Origin of the sequence: Bacillus paramycoides (assembly GCF_038971285.1) — a bacterium.
Classification (GTDB): Bacteria; Bacillota; Bacilli; order Bacillales; family Bacillaceae_G; genus Bacillus_A.
This window is the reverse complement of record NZ_CP152427.1, coordinates 4,393,739-4,410,309: the sequence shown is the minus strand read 5'-3', so window position 1 is coordinate 4,410,309 and position 16,571 is coordinate 4,393,739. Positions and strand designations below refer to the sequence as shown.

The following is a 16,571-nucleotide window of genomic DNA, read 5'->3' as shown; positions in this document are numbered from 1 at the left end:
TTAATTCCGGCAATTTTTTTATGGAACGATTGTAAAAATCGTCGATATATTTTCCGACATCTTGCATCTTTCTCTCGAATGTAGTACATTAATTTTAGTTTAACAAAATGAAAGACGATGATAAGGAAAAGTAGTATATACTATAATCCAAAGCGAGTCAGGGACGGTGAGAGCCTGATGAGGCGGTATATGTGAAGAACACCTTGGAGTTGCTAACCGAAATTGAATCTTGTATTCAAGAGTAGACTTAGACGGGAATCCGGCCTGTTACAAACCGGGAAGTATGTATTACATACGAGTTAAAGTTGGTCTTTATGACAAATTGGGTGGTACCGCGAAGTTTAACCTTTCGTCCCTTTATGGATGAAAGGTTTTTTGTATTTAAATATATCAGCAAAGGAGAATTTCACTATGGAAAACACATTAGTAAAAAGTCTGTATAGAGATACAGATAAATACGCAGGTCAAACAGTACAAGTATCAGGGTGGATTCGTAACTTACGTGATTCAAAAGCATTTGGTTTCATCGAATTAAACGACGGTAGCTTCTTCAAAAGCGTTCAAATCGTTTTCGATACAGAATTAGATAACTTCAAAGAAATTGCAAAACTTCCACTTAGCTCTTCAGTTAAAGTAGAAGGTAAAGTAATTGCAACGCCTGGAGCGAAGCAACCATTTGAAATTAAAGCAGAAAAAATTGATATCGAGGGCTTATCAGATTCTGATTACCCACTTCAAAAGAAACGTCACACGTTTGAATACTTACGTACAATTGCTCACTTACGTCCAAGAACAAATGCATTCTCTGCAACGTTCCGCGTACGTTCTATTGCAGCATTTGCGATTCACCAATTCTTCCAAGAGCGTGGATTCGTACATGTTCACACACCAATCATTACTGGTAGTGATACAGAAGGTGCGGGCGAAATGTTCCGCGTAACAACGCAAGATTTAAACAACGTACCAAAAGGTGAAGGTGGACAAGTTGATGAATCAAAAGACTTCTTCGGCAAAGAAACAAACTTAACAGTAAGTGGACAGCTGAACGCTGAAGCGTATGCATTAGCATTCCGTGACGTATACACATTCGGACCTACATTCCGTGCAGAAAACTCAAACACAACTCGCCACGCTGCTGAGTTCTGGATGGTTGAGCCTGAGATTGCATTCGCTGAACTAGGTGACGTAATGAACCTTACAGAAGATATGCTGAAATATGCAATGAAATACGTATTAGAGCATGCACCAGAAGAAATGGAATTCTTCAACAGCTTCGTTGATAAAACAGTTTTAGAGCGCATGAACAACGTAATTAATTCTGACTTCGGTCGTATCACATATACAGAAGCAATTAAAGTGCTTCAAGAGTCAGGTGCTGACTTCAAATACCCAGTAGAATGGGGTATTGACTTACAAACAGAGCATGAAAGATACTTATCAGAAGAAATCTTCAAACGCCCTGTATTCGTAACTGACTATCCGAAAGACATTAAAGCATTCTACATGCGCTTAAATGACGACGGTAAAACAGTAGCTGCTACTGACCTTCTAGTTCCTGGCATCGGCGAATTAATCGGCGGAAGCCAACGTGAAGAAAGAATGGACGTTTTAGTAGACAGAATTAAAGAATTAGGTATGAACGAAGAGGATTATTGGTGGTACTTAGAACTTAGAAAATACGGCGGTACAAAACACGCTGGATTCGGTCTAGGTTTCGAGCGCTTTCTAATGTACATCACTGGCATGGCTAACATCCGTGACGTAATTCCATTCCCAAGAACTCCAGGTTCTTCTGAATTCTAAAATATGAAAAAAGCGAGAGGATTTCCTCTCGCTTTTTATTTTGTATATTGTATAGTTTATTCTCCCGTAGCAAAAAGTAACGCGAAGGGGTGAATTTAAATGAGTAAAAAAGTGAAAAAAGATCATTCAAGATCGGACCTAGGTTCTCCAGAAGTAGAAGGACAAGGAACGACGACACATGAAACAGGTTCTCATAAAGTACCTTCATCAAATAAGAAGCAGAAACGAAGTTAACATAAAAAAGGAGAGTTTTGGCGCCTCTCCTTTTTTATGTGTTACATCTTATTATCGTTAATTTCTTTTGTAATTTTATCCCGCATTAACGGGCAGTAAGATCCCCACCTCAAAATTCAGCGAAAGCGAAGAAGTTAGGTGGGGGATCAACTGCCCGTAAAAGCCCGATTGGTTCAACTAATAATCAGTGGGGGATGAACAAAACCCCCACTGATTAAAGTTTCACTTTATCTACATCTTTATCTAATCGATCTAAATAGAAAAACCACAGTAAGCTTATGAACACGTAATAGATAGCCATCACACCAAGATTATCAGATATATTTTCGAATGTGGATTTAGTAGTGAAAAAAGCTCCCCAAATGGTAGAAATAGTGAGGTAAGAAAGTGGGCCCACGAGGTGTACGAAAACATATAATAACTTTTACAGCGTTCATATGAAAAACCTCCTTTTTCTAATCATACATTCAAGTTCCTCACAGAAGTGTTGTAGTTTTGCTGGATTATGTATTAACAAGCGGGCATCGTGTTTCCCGATAAATCTTCGAATCCGAAAGTTTAATAAGAAAGAACGGCCATAACGCTCTATTAAATCGTTGAACTCTCGTTTCTCACTGAGTAGCTGAATATTTTCTCTAATTTCAAACTGTCTTTCGTGTGGATCGCCTAGTAAAATATTTAGAATCATTTGTAGAAGTAGCAATGGGAATCTCCTCCTATGTTAGAATAATCTGTATATTTTAATTGTAACAAAAGTATAAGGTTAATAGTAGAAGAGTGAAACAAAAAACAGGAGTTTGTAGGCTCCTGTTTTTGTCGATACTATTTTAGTAAGCGAAGCGCCTTCTCCGTATTAGCGAAATGCAGTTTCACAAACTCAGGTAATCGTTCTTTACCAAGCTTTTGAATTAATTTAGCGGCTGCAATATCAACTTGTTTACCAGCACCTTTCGGAAGTGGCATACCAGCTTTTTTGCTTAGTTCGTCAAACTGTTTTACGAATGAGTAACGAGCTAAAATAGAGGCAGCAGCTACTGCTAAATGGACGCTTTCGCCTTTCGTCGCGAAGTAAACATTTTCACGCTGTACCTGTTTTTGTTTAGCTAAATATTTGTAGTATGTATCAGGTTGTGTGAATTGATCGATTAAGACGCCTTCAGGTTTTGTAGGTGCGATTTTTGCTAATAAGTTTGTAATAGCTTTATTATGTAGTAGAGCTTTTAACTTACCTTGGTTGTTTCCTTTATCAAATAGTTCGTTATATTTTTCATTATGAAGAACGAGAGAGCTATAAGGAACAACATGTAGAAGTTGTTTCGCAATGGCAGTAATTTGATTGTCATTTAAGTTTTTAGAGTCTTTTACACCAAGCTCTTTTAGTAGTGGAATTTGCTTTGCATCGACATATACAGCAACGACTGTCATCGGTCCGAAGAAATCACCAGTACCCACTTCATCGGATCCTACGATCGACATTGTACTGATGGAAGCAGGTGGTGCATAACGGTGTGAATTGACAGATTTTTTTACAGCTGTTTTCGGTGTTTGAGAGACAGTTTGCCAACGAGCAGCTTCTGCTTCAGCACGTCCGCCTTGGAACATTACTTTTCCGGATTTATACGCTGTAATTGTGCAAGATGGCACCTTTGCCATAAAGATCCCGCCTTGCGGAGTTTTCGGGCTAAGAGATTGTTTATATTGTTGTTTCATGTCTTCAATTACTGTAGAATTTGTTTGAATTACGATAGAATTTGACATAATGGTCGCCCCTTTTTTTATATTGTTATTTTTATCATATCGGATTGTTCTTTCTGTTTCCATATTATGAAGGTTCATGGTATGATAAACTTTAGGATTCTGTACGTGATTGGAGGCCGGTGAGTTGTCACAACAAAAAGGAAAGAAAAGTCGAATTAATGTAGAAATCTATGGTCAGCAATATTCAGTTGTTGGCGATGAAAGTACAAGTCATATCCGCATGGTAGCAGCGATTGTGGATGATAAAATGCGCGAACTCAATGCCAAGAATCCTTCGCTTGACACGAGTAGACTAGCGGTATTGACGGCGGTAAACGTCATACACGATTACATAAAATTAAAAGAAGAACATGAGAAATTGAAAGAAAGTATGACAAAAAAAGGAATGGAATAACATGATTGATATTATTATCATTTTACTGCTTGTTATGGGATTTTTCCTCGGCTTACGCAGAGGGTTTATTCTGCAACTTGTAAAGTTAACAAGCTTTATTATCGCATACCTTGTTGCATACTGGTACTGTAAAGATTTAGCGCCAGCACTTGCGAAATTTATTCCGTATCCATTTGATAAAAACGTATCTGTTCCAGAATGGATTGATGCAAATAATATTGAGACAGTATTTTATCAAGCGCTTGCGTTTATCATATTGTTTATTATTACAAAAATTGCACTTTCACTACTTGGTAATTTGTTAAATATGTTTGCAGAAATACCGGTTTTAAAGCAAGTCAATGCGTTCGCGGGGGCAATCCTCGGATTTTTAGAAGTATATATTATTTTGTTTGTGTTAATTATTATTGGAAACATTCTTCCGATTGAACAACTACAAACACCATTACAAAAATCATCAATTAGCAAAATAATTGTAGACGATACACCGATTCTCTCTGAAAAGGTGAAGGAACTATGGCAGACAGGTAGCAGAGTATAACTTCTCTTTTTTCGGAAAGAGGAGTTTTTTTTCTATGAAAGAAAGGCGGGGCAATGATGAAAGTAAATAAAAAACAAGTTATTAAATTATTAGAGACAATCGGCCTTTTTATGGAACTAAAGGGCGCGAATCCATTTAAAATATCGGCATTTCGTAAAGCGGCAGCAGCACTAGAAAGTGATGATCGTAGTCTTTCTGAGATTGAAGATTTTACGAAGATTCCGGGCATTGGAAAAGGAACAGCAGCAGTTATTCAAGAATATATAGAGTCGGGAACATCTGAAGTATTACAAGAGCTTGAAAAAGAAGTGCCAAGTAGCTTATTACCGTTATTAAAATTACCAGGACTTGGTGGTAAAAAGGTAGCTAAGTTATATAAAGAACTTGGTGTTGTTGATATGGAATCGCTAAAAGCGGTTTGTGAGGAAAATAAAGTACAAGCTTTAGCAGGTTTCGGTAAGAAGACAGAAGAGAAAATATTAGAAGCAATCGATCAAGTAGGATCTCGTCCAGAGCGTTTACCAATCGCAATGGTATTGCCTATTGCCGGGGAAATAGAGGAGAAATTGTCGAATATTGCTGAAGTAATTCGTTTCTCTCGCGCTGGTAGTTTGCGCCGTGTTCGTGAAACAGTGAAAGATTTAGACTTTATTATTGCAACGACAGAACCAGCTGCAGTACGTGAACATTTACTACAGTTTGATAATATGATTGAAGTAATCGCAAGTGGAGATACGAAAGTTTCTGTCCGTCTTCAATATGAATATGATATTTCAATCGATTTCCGCTTAGTAAAACCAGAAGAGTTTATTACAACTCTTCATCATTTTACAGGATCAAAAGACCATAACGTAAAAATGCGTCAAATCGCAAAAGATAAAGGCGAGAAAATTAGTGAGTACGGTGTAGAAAACTTAGAAACAGGCGAAGTGAAAACATTTGAGACGGAAGAAGAATTCTTTGCTCATTTCGGTCTTCCATTTATCCCGCCAGAAGTGCGTGAAGATGGAAAAGAAATTGAATTAATTAAAGAATATCCAAACTTAATTCAGTTCTCTGATATACAAGGTGATTTACATATGCATACAACATGGAGTGACGGTGCTTTTTCAATTGAGGAAATGGTACAGGCGTGTCGTGCTCGTGGATATAAGTTTATGGCAATTACTGACCACTCACAATACTTGAAAGTGGCGAATGGTTTAACGAAAGAGCGCCTTCGTGAACAAGCGAAAGAAATTGAACGCATGAATGAAAAGTATCCAGACATTACAATTTTACGCGGAATTGAAATGGATATTTTACCAGACGCAACACTTGATTTTGATGATGAAGTATTAGCAGAATTAGATTACGTCATTGGAGCGATTCACTCTAGTTTCTCACAAGACCGTGAGACGATTATGAAACGTCTTCGCGCTGCGCTAGAGAATAAGCATGTCACAATGATTGCCCATCCGACAGGACGTCTTCTTGGACGCCGTGAAGGATACGATGTAGATACAGATTTATTAATCGAACTCGCAAAAGAAACAAATACAGTTTTAGAATTAAATGCGAATCCAAATCGTTTAGATTTAAGCGCGAAATTATTAAAACAAGCACAAGATGCTGGTGTGAAAGTAGCGATTAATACGGATGCTCATACACTTGAAATGTTAGAAGATATGGAAACAGGTGTAGCGGCAGCACGTAAAGGTTGGATTCAAAAAGATAACGTGATTAACACGTGGGATATTGAACGTTTATTAGACTATATTAAACGTAATAAGTAACACAAGGGGGACCTGCAACATGTTAGAAAGAACGTTGCGTGTATTAGAATACAATAAAGTAAAAGAACAATTACTTGAACATACAGCCTCTTCACTTGGTCGTGACAAAGTGAAGCATTTAGTGCCGAGCACTGATTTTGAAGAAATTGTAGAAATGCAAGATACAACGGATGAAGCGGCGAAAGTCATTCGTTTAAAAGGTAGTGCACCATTAGGTGGTATTACGGATATTCGCTCAAATGTGAAGCGTGCAAAGATTGGAAGTATGTTAAGCCCAAATGAACTCCTTGATATTGCGAATACGATGTATGGTAGTCGCAATATGAAACGTTTCATTGAAGATATGGTTGATAATGGTGTCGAGCTTCCAATTTTAGAAACGCATGTCGCTCAAATTGTATCTTTATATGATTTAGAAAAGAAAATTACAAATTGTATCGGTGATGGCGGTGAAGTAGTCGATAGCGCAAGTGATAAACTGCGTGGTATTCGTACTCAAATTCGTACTGCAGAAAGCCGTATTCGTGAAAAGTTAGAAAACATGACGCGTTCTTCAAACGCGCAAAAGATGCTGTCTGACTCGATTGTAACGATTCGTAATGAACGTTACGTAATCCCAGTAAAACAAGAATACCGCGGCGTATATGGCGGTATTGTTCACGATCAATCAGCTTCTGGGCAAACGTTATTTATTGAACCGCAAGTCATTGTAGAATTAAATAACGCGCTTCAAGAAGCACGTGTGAAAGAAAAACAAGAAATCGAACGCATCTTATTGATGTTAACAGAAGAAGTAGCAGTAGAAGCAGATATCGTTTTATCTAACGTAGAAGTAGTGGCGAATCTTGACTTCATCTTTGCGAAAGCTTTTTATGCGAAGCGTATTAAAGCAACGAAGCCAATCGTAAATAACGAGCGTTACATGGATTTAAGACAAGCGCGTCATCCGCTTATTGATCCAGAAATTATCGTGCCAAATAACATTATGTTAGGTAAAGACTTCACGACAATTGTTATTACAGGGCCGAATACAGGCGGTAAAACAGTTACGCTGAAAACAGTTGGTATTTGTGTATTAATGGCGCAATCTGGTCTTCACATTCCCGTAATGGATGAGTCAGAGATTTGTGTATTCAAAAATATCTTTGCTGATATTGGTGATGAGCAATCGATTGAACAAAGTTTAAGTACGTTCTCCTCACATATGGTGAACATTGTTGATATTTTAGAAAAAGCTGATTTCGAAAGCTTAGTTTTATTCGATGAATTAGGTGCTGGAACAGACCCACAAGAAGGGGCTGCACTAGCAATTTCAATTTTAGATGAAGTATGTAATCGTGGTGCTCGCGTTGTTGCTACGACGCATTATCCAGAATTAAAAGCATACGGATATAACCGTGAACAAGTTATTAATGCGAGCGTTGAGTTTGACGTGAACACGTTAAGCCCAACGTATAAATTATTAATCGGTGTACCAGGACGTAGTAATGCCTTTGAAATTTCAAAACGCCTTGGATTATCTGATCGCGTGATTGATCAAGCTCGTAACCACATTAGTACAGATACAAACAAAATTGAAAATATGATTGCGAAGTTAGAAGAAAGTCAAAAGAACGCAGAGCGTGACTGGAACGAAGCAGAAGCACTTCGTAAGCAATCTGAAAAATTACATCACGAATTACAACGTCAAATCATTGAATTTAACGAAGATCGTGATGAACGATTATTAAAAGCGCAAAAAGAAGGGGAAGAAAAAGTCGAAGCTGCAAAGAAAGAAGCAGAAGGCATTATTCAAGAACTTCGTCAATTGCGTAAAGCACAGCTTGCAAATGTGAAAGATCACGAGCTAATTGAAGCGAAGAGCCGTTTAGAAGGCGCAGCGCCAGAGCTTGTGAAGAAACAAAAAGTAAACGTGAAAAACACTGCGCCGAAACAACAATTACGCGCAGGTGATGAAGTAAAGGTATTAACATTCGGTCAAAAAGGTCAATTACTTGAAAAAGTAAGTGACACAGAGTGGAGCGTACAAATCGGTATTCTGAAGATGAAAGTAAAAGAGTCTAACATGGAATACATTAACACGCCGAAGCAAACAGAGAAAAAAGCAGTTGCAACAGTAAAAGGTAGAGATTATCACGTGTCGCTAGAACTTGACCTTCGTGGTGAACGATTTGAAAATGCAATGGCGCGCGTCGAGAAATATTTAGACGATGCCCAGCTTGCAAGCTATCCTCGCGTATCAATCATTCACGGTAAAGGAACAGGAGCACTTCGCCAAGGTGTTCAAGATTACTTGAAGAAGCACCGTGGTGTGAAAACATTCCGTTACGGTGACATGGGCGAGGGAGGCCTAGGCGTAACAGTTGTCGAATTAAAATAGAAAACAACGAAACAAAGGGGAAACCATTATATGTTTATGGACAAACTTGCAAAAGTATTGTTAGCTTGTTGCGGAATATTTTTGGTGATTGGGGTTATTTATTTAGTTGTTTTTGCGAAGTAAACGAGCGTCAATCGTGGCAAAATGATATTGCCATAGATTGACGCTTTTAATATATATGAAAAGGAATAAAACATGAAAATCAACCAATACATAAGTGAAGCAAAATCTTGCTCAAGACGCGAAACAGACCGCCTTATTAAAGCAGGACGCGTGGCTATTAACGGCGAAATCTGTATGCACGGTGCAATCGTGAACGATGGTGATGTTGTAACGATTGATGGACAGGTTCTTGCAAAAGAAGAGAAGGAAAAGGTGTATATCGCTTTTCATAAACCAGTTGGTATTACTTGTACAGCGGCCGATCATATTGAAGATAATATTATTGAGTATATTAATTATCCAGAGCGTATCTTTCCTGTTGGGCGATTAGATAAAGCGTCGGAAGGACTTATTTTATTAACGAATGATGGCGCCATTGCGAATCAAATTTTACACGGAGATCATGAGCACGAGAAAGAGTATGTTGTCACTGTCGATAAGCCATTTACAGATTGGTTTATTGAGGAGATGTCTAGCGGTGTAAAGATTAAAGATGGTATAACGAAGCCATGTAAGGTGAAGAGAGTGGATCATTCTACATTTCGCATCGTTTTAACGCAAGGAATGAACAGACAAATTCGTAGAATGAGCCGTGCTTTCGGGTTTACTGTAACAAAGCTAAAACGAGTTCGTATTATGAATATAGAGCTAGACGATCTTGAAGTAGGAAAATGGAGAAGCATTACATCTGAGGAATTAAACATATTAATTGGGCAGTTATAGGGAGGGAAAATTTTCTCTCTATATTTTTTTGTCAGAAAAAATAAAACTATTGATTTTTTTAAAAATAGCCCATATAATAAAAAACAACAAGTTTCGACAAGATATTTTATAAAAGTAATGATGAGGACATGAGTTGTTTTTTACGATTCTCAGAGAGGGAAGCCTAGGCTGTGAGCTTCCTAATACGGAAAGACAGACTTACCACCTCTAAACTTCAAGAGTGAACTGCATGATGCATTGTAATTCTTGGCGGATAAAACCGTTATCAATTTACACGAGCTATAAAATGAGCTTATTTTGTTATAAATTCATTTTATTAGAATAAGGGTGGAACCACGATTTCAACACTCGTCCCTTTGTTAGGGACGGGTGTTTTTTGCGTTCTTTTACGGGGAAGTATGCTTGAAAGAGGATATGTGACGGATTTTAATTCAGAATATTTTGTTAATTAATCATTTAGGAGGTTAGTAGAAATGAGATCATCTTTAAAGTTTTCTGAGATGTTTGCAATAAGTTTAATGTTATTTGCACTATTTTTCGGTGCAGGTAATATGATTTTTCCACCAGCGTTAGGGCAAGGTGCTGGAACAGATGTATGGATTGCATTGTTTGGTTTTATCGTAACGGGCGTTGGATTGCCTTTATTAGGAGTTATCGTTATCGCTCTAAAGGGAGATATTAATGAGCTAGCAGGGCGTGTACACCCTATATTCGCACTAGTTTTTATCACTGCAATTTATTTATGTTTAGGCGTATTCGTAAGTGTTCCACGTACAGGAACTGTTGCTTATGAAATGAGTGTTGCACCGTTTTTACCAAGTGAGATAGCTGGTCAATCGTATCCACTTGTTATCTTTACATTCATTTTCTTTGCCGTAACTTTCTATTTAGCTTTAAACCCATCGAAATTAGTGGGGCGCATTGGTAAAGTATTAACTCCAATTTTATTAGCTGTTATTGCAATTATCGTAGGTAAAGCATTTATTACACCAATTGGAGAATTTGGCGCACCGACAGAAGCGTATAGTGCTCCTCTTTTCAAAGGATTTATTGATGGATATTTAACTTTAGATGGACTTGCAGCGCTAGTATTCGGAAATGTTGTCATTCATGCTTTAAAAGAAAAAGGCATTACAAATAAAAATAGTATTGCAAAAGTAACAATCTTTGCAGGATTTATTGCAGCACTTGGTTTACTGCTAGTTTACTTAGCTCTGGCTTATCTTGGAGCTTCAAGTGTGTCTCTTGGAATGGGAGCAAACGGAGGAATTATTTTAACAAACGTTGTAAATCATTTATTCGGTAGTTACGGAACTTTATTATTAGGAATCGCAATTTCAGCAGCATGTTTAACAACTTCTGTAGGTATTGTTGCAGCTTGTGGTGATTATTTTTCTTCCTTATTACCAAAGCTTTCTTATCAAAAAGTCGTTTTCATTTTCTGTGTATTAGCATTTATGGTAGCAAATCTTGGCTTAACGCAGTTAAATGCACTAGCATTACCAATTTTAATTGCAATTTACCCAATTGGTATCGTGCTGATTGTATTATCGCTTGTTGAAAACTATATTCGTCTTCCTTTAGTAATGTATGTAGGTGGTATTGTAGGAGCATTCATGATCAGCTTCTTTGATGGATTGCACAATGCGAATCTTCAAATTGAGGCATTAGCATCTATTTTAAATAAAATTCCGTTATATAGTGTAGGGATTGGTTGGTTAGTTCCTGCTCTAGTAGGTATTGTAATTGGATATGTCATTTCTATTTTTCAAAAGCAAGAAGTTGCTGTAGAAAAATAGTGAAAAGAGGCTTTCTATGAAAGAAAGCCTCTTTTTTTGTAGGAAAAGCCGCATATAGAGAAATTTAGATATTTAAAATTTTATACGTAATATAGTTGACAAAAAAATTATGAGTAGGCTAAGATTGACTTAGTTGTGGAAATATTGGAAGGAAGTGAGGAGTGAAAGGTATAAAGTTTTCTATAACGATATCATTTTTGTAAATAGAGGTGATAGAGTAGGAGAATGGTAGTTTTATTTTTTTTTGAGTTTCATTGAGAATGATAATCAACAAATAGGACTTATGTTAAAATATGAATCGCTCTTTATAAGGAATAGAGAGGGATATTATTTTTAACATGTATTGAGAATGATAATCAATAATATCTATATTACATAAATAAATTACAATTAAATAATGATAGAGGATTATTATTTTTTTCTTATAAATTGAGAATAATTATCATTTTCAAAAAAGTGTGGATGAAGGATAACAAGGAGGAAGTAAGCCAAATGAGAAAGATTTCTGTATTACCCGCTTTTATTATAACGTTCGTATGTATGCTAGCTTTTCTTGTCATGCCATATGGGAAAGTTTCAGCACAACTAGCTGACGGTACTTATGATATTAACTATGTCATCCAAAAAGCGGAAAATGATTCAGCTTCAATGGCAAATGATTATTTTGAAAAACCAGCTAAGTTAGTTGTAAAAAATGGTGAGATGAGAGTACAAATCCCGATGAATCATAGTGCTTGGATTACAGAATTTAAAGCACCTGAGAACGGGAATTTTGTTGATGCAAAAGTTGTTAGTAAAGATGAAGCAGCAGATAAAAGAACTGTAGAGTTTAAAATAGATGATTTATCTAAACCAGCAGCTGCAAAAATTCATGTTGTTGTACCAAATGTAAACTATGACCATCACTACACAATTCGCTTTGCGTTTGATGCAAATGTAAAAGCGGTAGGTGGAGAAAATAAAGCAACTACTGCAACAAAGAATAATGATCAAACAAAAACAGATACAAAAATAAAAGAAGAAGTGAAGAAAGAAGAGAGTAAAGAAGCAAATAAAGAGGCGAACAAAGGAACAAATGAAAGTGGTAAAGCTGAAAAAACAGATAACCCAAAAACAGGCGATGAATCGCGCATCGGATTATTTGCAGTGTTAATCCTTATTTCAGGTGTCTTCTTAATTCGTAAAGTACGTCAAAACTAAATAAAGGAGCGTCATTCCATTGAATAGATATCTTAAAATTGTTGTTGCAATGTGCTTAATGATATTTACATTCGTATCAACATTACAACCACTTGCTGTTCAAGCAGCTACTAAACTAGCCGATGGTGAATATTCAATTGGTTTCAAAGTTCTTAAGGACACATCAGATGAAGAATCTATGATGAATCAATACTCTGTAAGTCCAGGAACTTTAAAAGTGAAGGATGGGAAGAAGAAGGTATCCTTTACGTTAGAACATAGTTCATGGATTACAAAATTTGAAACAGAAAGAAATGGCCAGTTTGTTGCGACAAATGTAATTAGTGAAGATAAAGAAAAAGATACAAGAGTAGTAGAATTTGAAGTGGACGATGTAGAGAAAGTATTAAATGCGAAAGTAAAAGTAGACATAGACTTTTTAAATTATCATCATGATTATGATGTGCGTATTGCATTTGATCAAAACAGTATTACACCGATTCATGTAGAAAAACCAAATGAAAAAGAGGATCCAGCAAATAAGCCAGATCCAAATGAAAAACCGGATCCAAGTCAGAAGCCCGACCAAAAGCCTGACCCAGATCAACAACCAAATTCTAACACAATTGCAGATGGAGAGTACAGTATTCCATTTAAAGTGTTAAAAAATCAAACAGATGAAGAATCTAAGATGAATACTTACATGGTAAATCCAGGAGTATTAAAAGTAGAAAATGGTAAGAGAAAAGCAATTGTAACACTAAAAAGTAGCTCATTAATTAAAAATTTCCAAACGGAAAAAGATGGTGCATTTGTTGATGCAAAAGTAGTGAGTGAAGATAAAGAAAAAGATACAAGAGTAGTAGAGTTTGAAGTACACAATTTATCAAAAAAACTAAATACAAAAGTATTTATCGAAATGACGTCAAGAAACTATAAGCAAACGCATGATGTGCAACTTTTATTTGAACAAGATAAGCTCGAACAAATTAAAAACGAAGAGAAACAACCGGAAGTAGAGAAACCAGAAGTAGAGAAACCAGAAGTAGAGAAACCGGAAGTAGAAAAACCAGAAGTAGAAAAACCAGATGGAAACAAGAATCCAGATGCTGACAGAATGAAAGACGGCGAATACAGCATCAGTTTCAAAGCTTTAAAAGATCAATCAGAAGAAATTTCAATGATGAACACGTACACGAAGAGTCCAGGCGTGTTAAAAGTGAAAGATGGTAAAAAATATGTATCATTCACATTAACAAATAGTGCATGGGTTACAAAGTTTGAATTTGAGAAAAATGGTTCGTTTGTTGATGCGAGTGTATTAAGTGAAGATAAAAAAGCTGATACACGAGTAGTGGAAGTAGAAGTAGATGACTTAACGAAAAAGCTAAATGCAAAAGTAAAAGTAGATATCGATGCAATGAATTATCACCATTTCTATGACATTCAATTTGCATTTGATAAAGGTAGCATTAAACCGTTAGACAACCAAGGCGGAAACGACAATCAAGGTGGAAACGACAACCAAGGCGGAAACGACAATCAAGGTGGAAACGACAATCAAGGCGGAAACGATAACCAAGGTGGAAACGACAATCAAGGCGGAAACGACAACCAAGGTGGAAACGATAATCAAGGCGGAAACGATAACCAAGGCGGAAACGACAACCAAGGCGGAAACAACAACCAAGGTAATAACACAACCATTGATCCAAAAGCACTAAAAGATGGTGAATACAGCATTGGTTTTAAAGTGTTAAAAGATCAAACCGAAGAAATTTCAATGATGAACACATATACAAAGAGTCCAGCTGTACTAAAAGTGAAAGATGGTAAGAAGTATGTGTCGTTTACATTAACGAATAGTGCATGGATTACAAAATTTGAATTTGAGAAGAATGGTTCTTTTGTTAACGCAAAAGTGTTAAGTGAGAATAAAGAACAAAATACAAAAGTAGTAGAGTTAGAAGTAGATGATTTATCGAAAAAATTAAATGCAAAAGTAAAAGTAGATATTGATGCAATGAATTATCACCATTTCTACGATATTCAATTTGTATTTGATCAAAATAGTATTAAAGCATTAGGTAACCAAGGTGGAAACGACAACCAAGGCGGAAACAACAACCAAGGTGGAAACAATAACCAAGGCGGAAACAATAACCAAGACGGAAATAATCAACCAAAAGTAATAGTTGATCCAAAAAATTTAGTAGATGGTCAATATGATATTCCATTTAAAGTGTTAAAAGATAAAACAAATGAGCTTTCAAAGATGCATGACTATACTGTACATCCAGCCAAATTAATCGTTAAAGATGGTAAAAAGTACATTGAGATGACGCTGAAAAATAGTGCGTGGATTACGAAATTTCAAACGGAAAAAGATGGTTTATTTGCTGATGCGAAAGTAGTGAGTGAAGATAAAAATGCAAATACGAGAGTAGTGCAATTTGAAGTAAGTGATTTATTTGCAAAATTAAATGCAAAAGTGAAAGTTGATATTAATGAAATGAACTACCATCATTTCTACGATGTCCAAATTCAATTTGATACAAATAATATTGGTGCATTAGGGACGATTAAAGAGGATCCAAAAAAAAATCCAAAAAATGATCCGAACAAACCAGTGATTACATCGAAAGTAGATAATGTAAAAACAGTAAGTACTCCTGATTTCAACCGAAATGCAGATGATAAGAAGAAAAAAGAAGAGCAAAAAAATGATTCGAAAAAAGAGAAAAACTCAAAAACTGCAGATACAGCACAACTTGGTTTATACATGGTGTTACTGCTAGGTTCACTTGCTTTACTAGTTCGTAAATATAGAGCAGGTAGATTGTAATTTTTGGAGTCTTGATGCATGTTCGCATGCATCAAGACTTGTTTCATATTGTTTGGAAAGGAGTGGTGATTGAGAGTGAAAAAAATTGCAAGTGTACTAATGGCTATCATTTTATTAGTGTGTATAGCTGGATGCTCATCACCTAAAAAAGAAACAGCGAAGCAGGTAAAGAGTGAAAGTAAAGAGCGAATTGTTGCCACGACAGTCGCTGTTACTGAAATTATGGATGCGTTAGAAGTAGATTTAGTTGGTGTTCCAACAAGTACGAAAGATCTACCAAAGAGATATAAAGGTTTACCTGAAGTCGGGAATCCGATGAGTCCTGATATGGAAAAGGTAAAGTCATTAAAGCCGTCAGAAGTATTATCCGTGACAACACTTGAATATGAATTAAAGCCAGTTTTTGATGGCGTAGGTATGAAAGCAAACTTTGTGGACTTAACTAGTTTGAAAAATATGCAAAACTCCATTAGTAATTTAGGTAAGCAATATGGGCGTGAAAAGCAGGCTAAAGCAGTTGTAACGAAGTTAGATAATAAGATTGCAGAGATTAAAAAAGCAGTAAAGGGAAAGAAAGAACCGACAGTGCTTATTTTATTAGGTGTACCGGGGAGTTATTTAGTAGCAACAGAGCATTCTTACATTGGCGATTTAGTGAAACAATTAGGCGGTAAAAACATTGTACAAGGTGAGCAAGTCGAATATTTAGCCTCTAATACAGAGTATTTAAAAAAAGCAGATCCAGACATTATTTTACGAGCAGCACATGGTATGCCTGATGAAGTTGTAAAAATGTTTGATAAAGAATTTAAAACAAATGATATTTGGAAACACTTCGCTGCAGTTAAAAATAACTGTGTTTACGATTTAGAAGAGCGTTTATTTGGGACGACAGGCAATTTAGCAGCAATTGAAGCGTTAGATGAATTGAAAAAAATGATGTATCCGTGATGCATTTTAATATAAAGGAAGAGTGGA

General features: G+C 36.3%; 14 protein-coding genes and 2 other annotated features. Of the genes, 11 read left to right on the top strand and 3 right to left on the bottom strand.

Annotated features, from left to right (window positions below; all coding sequences use genetic code 11):
• Window positions 1–108 precede the first annotated feature (108 nt).
• Window positions 109–360, top strand: a binding site (T-box leader).
• A 51-nt stretch (window positions 361–411) separates the two neighbouring features.
• Both asnS and AAG068_RS22820 read left to right on the top strand, forming a co-directional pair.
• A complete protein-coding gene (gene asnS, locus AAG068_RS22825; protein WP_342715922.1) occupies window positions 412–1,803 on the top strand; it encodes an asparagine--tRNA ligase in 1,392 nt (463 codons plus the stop codon).
• Window positions 1,804–1,902: 99 nt separating this feature from the next.
• The gene (locus AAG068_RS22820; protein ID WP_098668073.1) at window positions 1,903–2,037 is read left to right on the top strand and encodes a YuzL family protein; all 135 of its coding nucleotides are present in this window, start codon (window positions 1,903–1,905) and stop codon (window positions 2,035–2,037) included.
• A 214-nt stretch (window positions 2,038–2,251) separates the two neighbouring features.
• On the opposite strand, the gene AAG068_RS22815 is transcribed toward AAG068_RS22820, so the two are convergent.
• From AAG068_RS22815 to rnhC, 3 genes are all read right to left on the bottom strand, one after another.
• The gene (locus AAG068_RS22815) at window positions 2,252–2,434 is read right to left on the bottom strand and encodes a hypothetical protein (RefSeq protein ID WP_342715921.1); all 183 of its coding nucleotides are present in this window, start codon (window positions 2,432–2,434) and stop codon (window positions 2,252–2,254) included.
• A gap of 36 nt (window positions 2,435–2,470) precedes the next feature.
• On the bottom strand, window positions 2,471–2,740 hold the full coding sequence (locus AAG068_RS22810) for a hypothetical protein (RefSeq protein WP_342715920.1): 270 nt from the start codon (window positions 2,738–2,740) through the stop codon (window positions 2,471–2,473).
• Between the two features lie 119 nt (window positions 2,741–2,859).
• Window positions 2,860–3,795, bottom strand: a complete 936-nt coding sequence (gene rnhC / locus AAG068_RS22805) for a ribonuclease HIII (RefSeq protein WP_342715919.1) — start codon at window positions 3,793–3,795, stop codon at window positions 2,860–2,862.
• Between the two features lie 124 nt (window positions 3,796–3,919).
• On the opposite strand from rnhC, the gene zapA reads away from it, so the two are divergent.
• The 9 genes from zapA (at window position 3,920) to isdE (ending at window position 16,544) form a co-directional block, all read left to right on the top strand.
• A complete protein-coding gene (gene zapA, locus AAG068_RS22800) occupies window positions 3,920–4,189 on the top strand; it encodes a cell division protein ZapA (protein ID WP_000082701.1) in 270 nt (89 codons plus the stop codon).
• Between the two features lies 1 nt (window position 4,190).
• Window positions 4,191–4,730, top strand: coding sequence for a CvpA family protein (locus tag AAG068_RS22795; RefSeq protein ID WP_000565407.1), 540 nt, complete (start codon window positions 4,191–4,193; stop codon window positions 4,728–4,730).
• 56 nt (window positions 4,731–4,786) lie between these two features.
• Window positions 4,787–6,505, top strand: a complete 1,719-nt coding sequence (gene polX, locus AAG068_RS22790; protein ID WP_016086031.1) for a DNA polymerase/3'-5' exonuclease PolX — start codon at window positions 4,787–4,789, stop codon at window positions 6,503–6,505.
• 19 nt (window positions 6,506–6,524) lie between these two features.
• A complete protein-coding gene (locus AAG068_RS22785; protein ID WP_342715915.1) occupies window positions 6,525–8,885 on the top strand; it encodes an endonuclease MutS2 in 2,361 nt (786 codons plus the stop codon).
• A gap of 195 nt (window positions 8,886–9,080) precedes the next feature.
• Window positions 9,081–9,770, top strand: coding sequence for a 23S rRNA pseudouridine(2604) synthase RluF (locus AAG068_RS22780; protein WP_342715914.1), 690 nt, complete (start codon window positions 9,081–9,083; stop codon window positions 9,768–9,770).
• Window positions 9,771–9,878: 108 nt separating this feature from the next.
• Window positions 9,879–10,129: a binding site (T-box leader), on the top strand.
• Between the two features lie 114 nt (window positions 10,130–10,243).
• A complete protein-coding gene (brnQ6, locus tag AAG068_RS22775; protein WP_342715913.1) occupies window positions 10,244–11,569 on the top strand; it encodes a branched-chain amino acid transport system II carrier protein BrnQ6 in 1,326 nt (441 codons plus the stop codon).
• A gap of 492 nt (window positions 11,570–12,061) precedes the next feature.
• A complete protein-coding gene (gene isdC / locus AAG068_RS22770; RefSeq protein ID WP_342715912.1) occupies window positions 12,062–12,769 on the top strand; it encodes a heme uptake protein IsdC in 708 nt (235 codons plus the stop codon).
• A gap of 19 nt (window positions 12,770–12,788) precedes the next feature.
• A complete protein-coding gene (locus tag AAG068_RS22765; protein WP_342715911.1) occupies window positions 12,789–15,593 on the top strand; it encodes an NEAT domain-containing protein in 2,805 nt (934 codons plus the stop codon).
• A 69-nt stretch (window positions 15,594–15,662) separates the two neighbouring features.
• Window positions 15,663–16,544 (top strand): heme ABC transporter substrate-binding protein IsdE, encoded by an 882-nt coding sequence (isdE, locus tag AAG068_RS22760; RefSeq protein WP_342715910.1) that lies wholly within the window; start codon window positions 15,663–15,665, stop codon window positions 16,542–16,544.
• Window positions 16,545–16,571 lie beyond the last annotated feature (27 nt).

Excerpts from the sequence above, each read along its gene's own strand:
- asnS (WP_342715922.1), top strand. The coding sequence starts at position 412 with ATGGAAAACACATTAGTAAAAAGTCTGTATAGAGATACAGATAAATAC.
- AAG068_RS22820 (WP_098668073.1), top strand. The coding sequence starts at position 1,903 with ATGAGTAAAAAAGTGAAAAAAGATCATTCAAGATCGGACCTAGGTTCT.
- rnhC (WP_342715919.1), bottom strand. The coding sequence starts at position 3,795 with ATGTCAAATTCTATCGTAATTCAAACAAATTCTACAGTAATTGAAGAC.
- AAG068_RS22795 (WP_000565407.1), top strand. The coding sequence starts at position 4,191 with ATGATTGATATTATTATCATTTTACTGCTTGTTATGGGATTTTTCCTC.
- polX (WP_016086031.1), top strand. The coding sequence starts at position 4,787 with ATGAAAGTAAATAAAAAACAAGTTATTAAATTATTAGAGACAATCGGC.
- AAG068_RS22785 (WP_342715915.1), top strand. The coding sequence starts at position 6,525 with ATGTTAGAAAGAACGTTGCGTGTATTAGAATACAATAAAGTAAAAGAA.
- AAG068_RS22780 (WP_342715914.1), top strand. The coding sequence starts at position 9,081 with ATGAAAATCAACCAATACATAAGTGAAGCAAAATCTTGCTCAAGACGC.
- brnQ6 (WP_342715913.1), top strand. The coding sequence starts at position 10,244 with ATGAGATCATCTTTAAAGTTTTCTGAGATGTTTGCAATAAGTTTAATG.
- isdC (WP_342715912.1), top strand. The coding sequence starts at position 12,062 with ATGAGAAAGATTTCTGTATTACCCGCTTTTATTATAACGTTCGTATGT.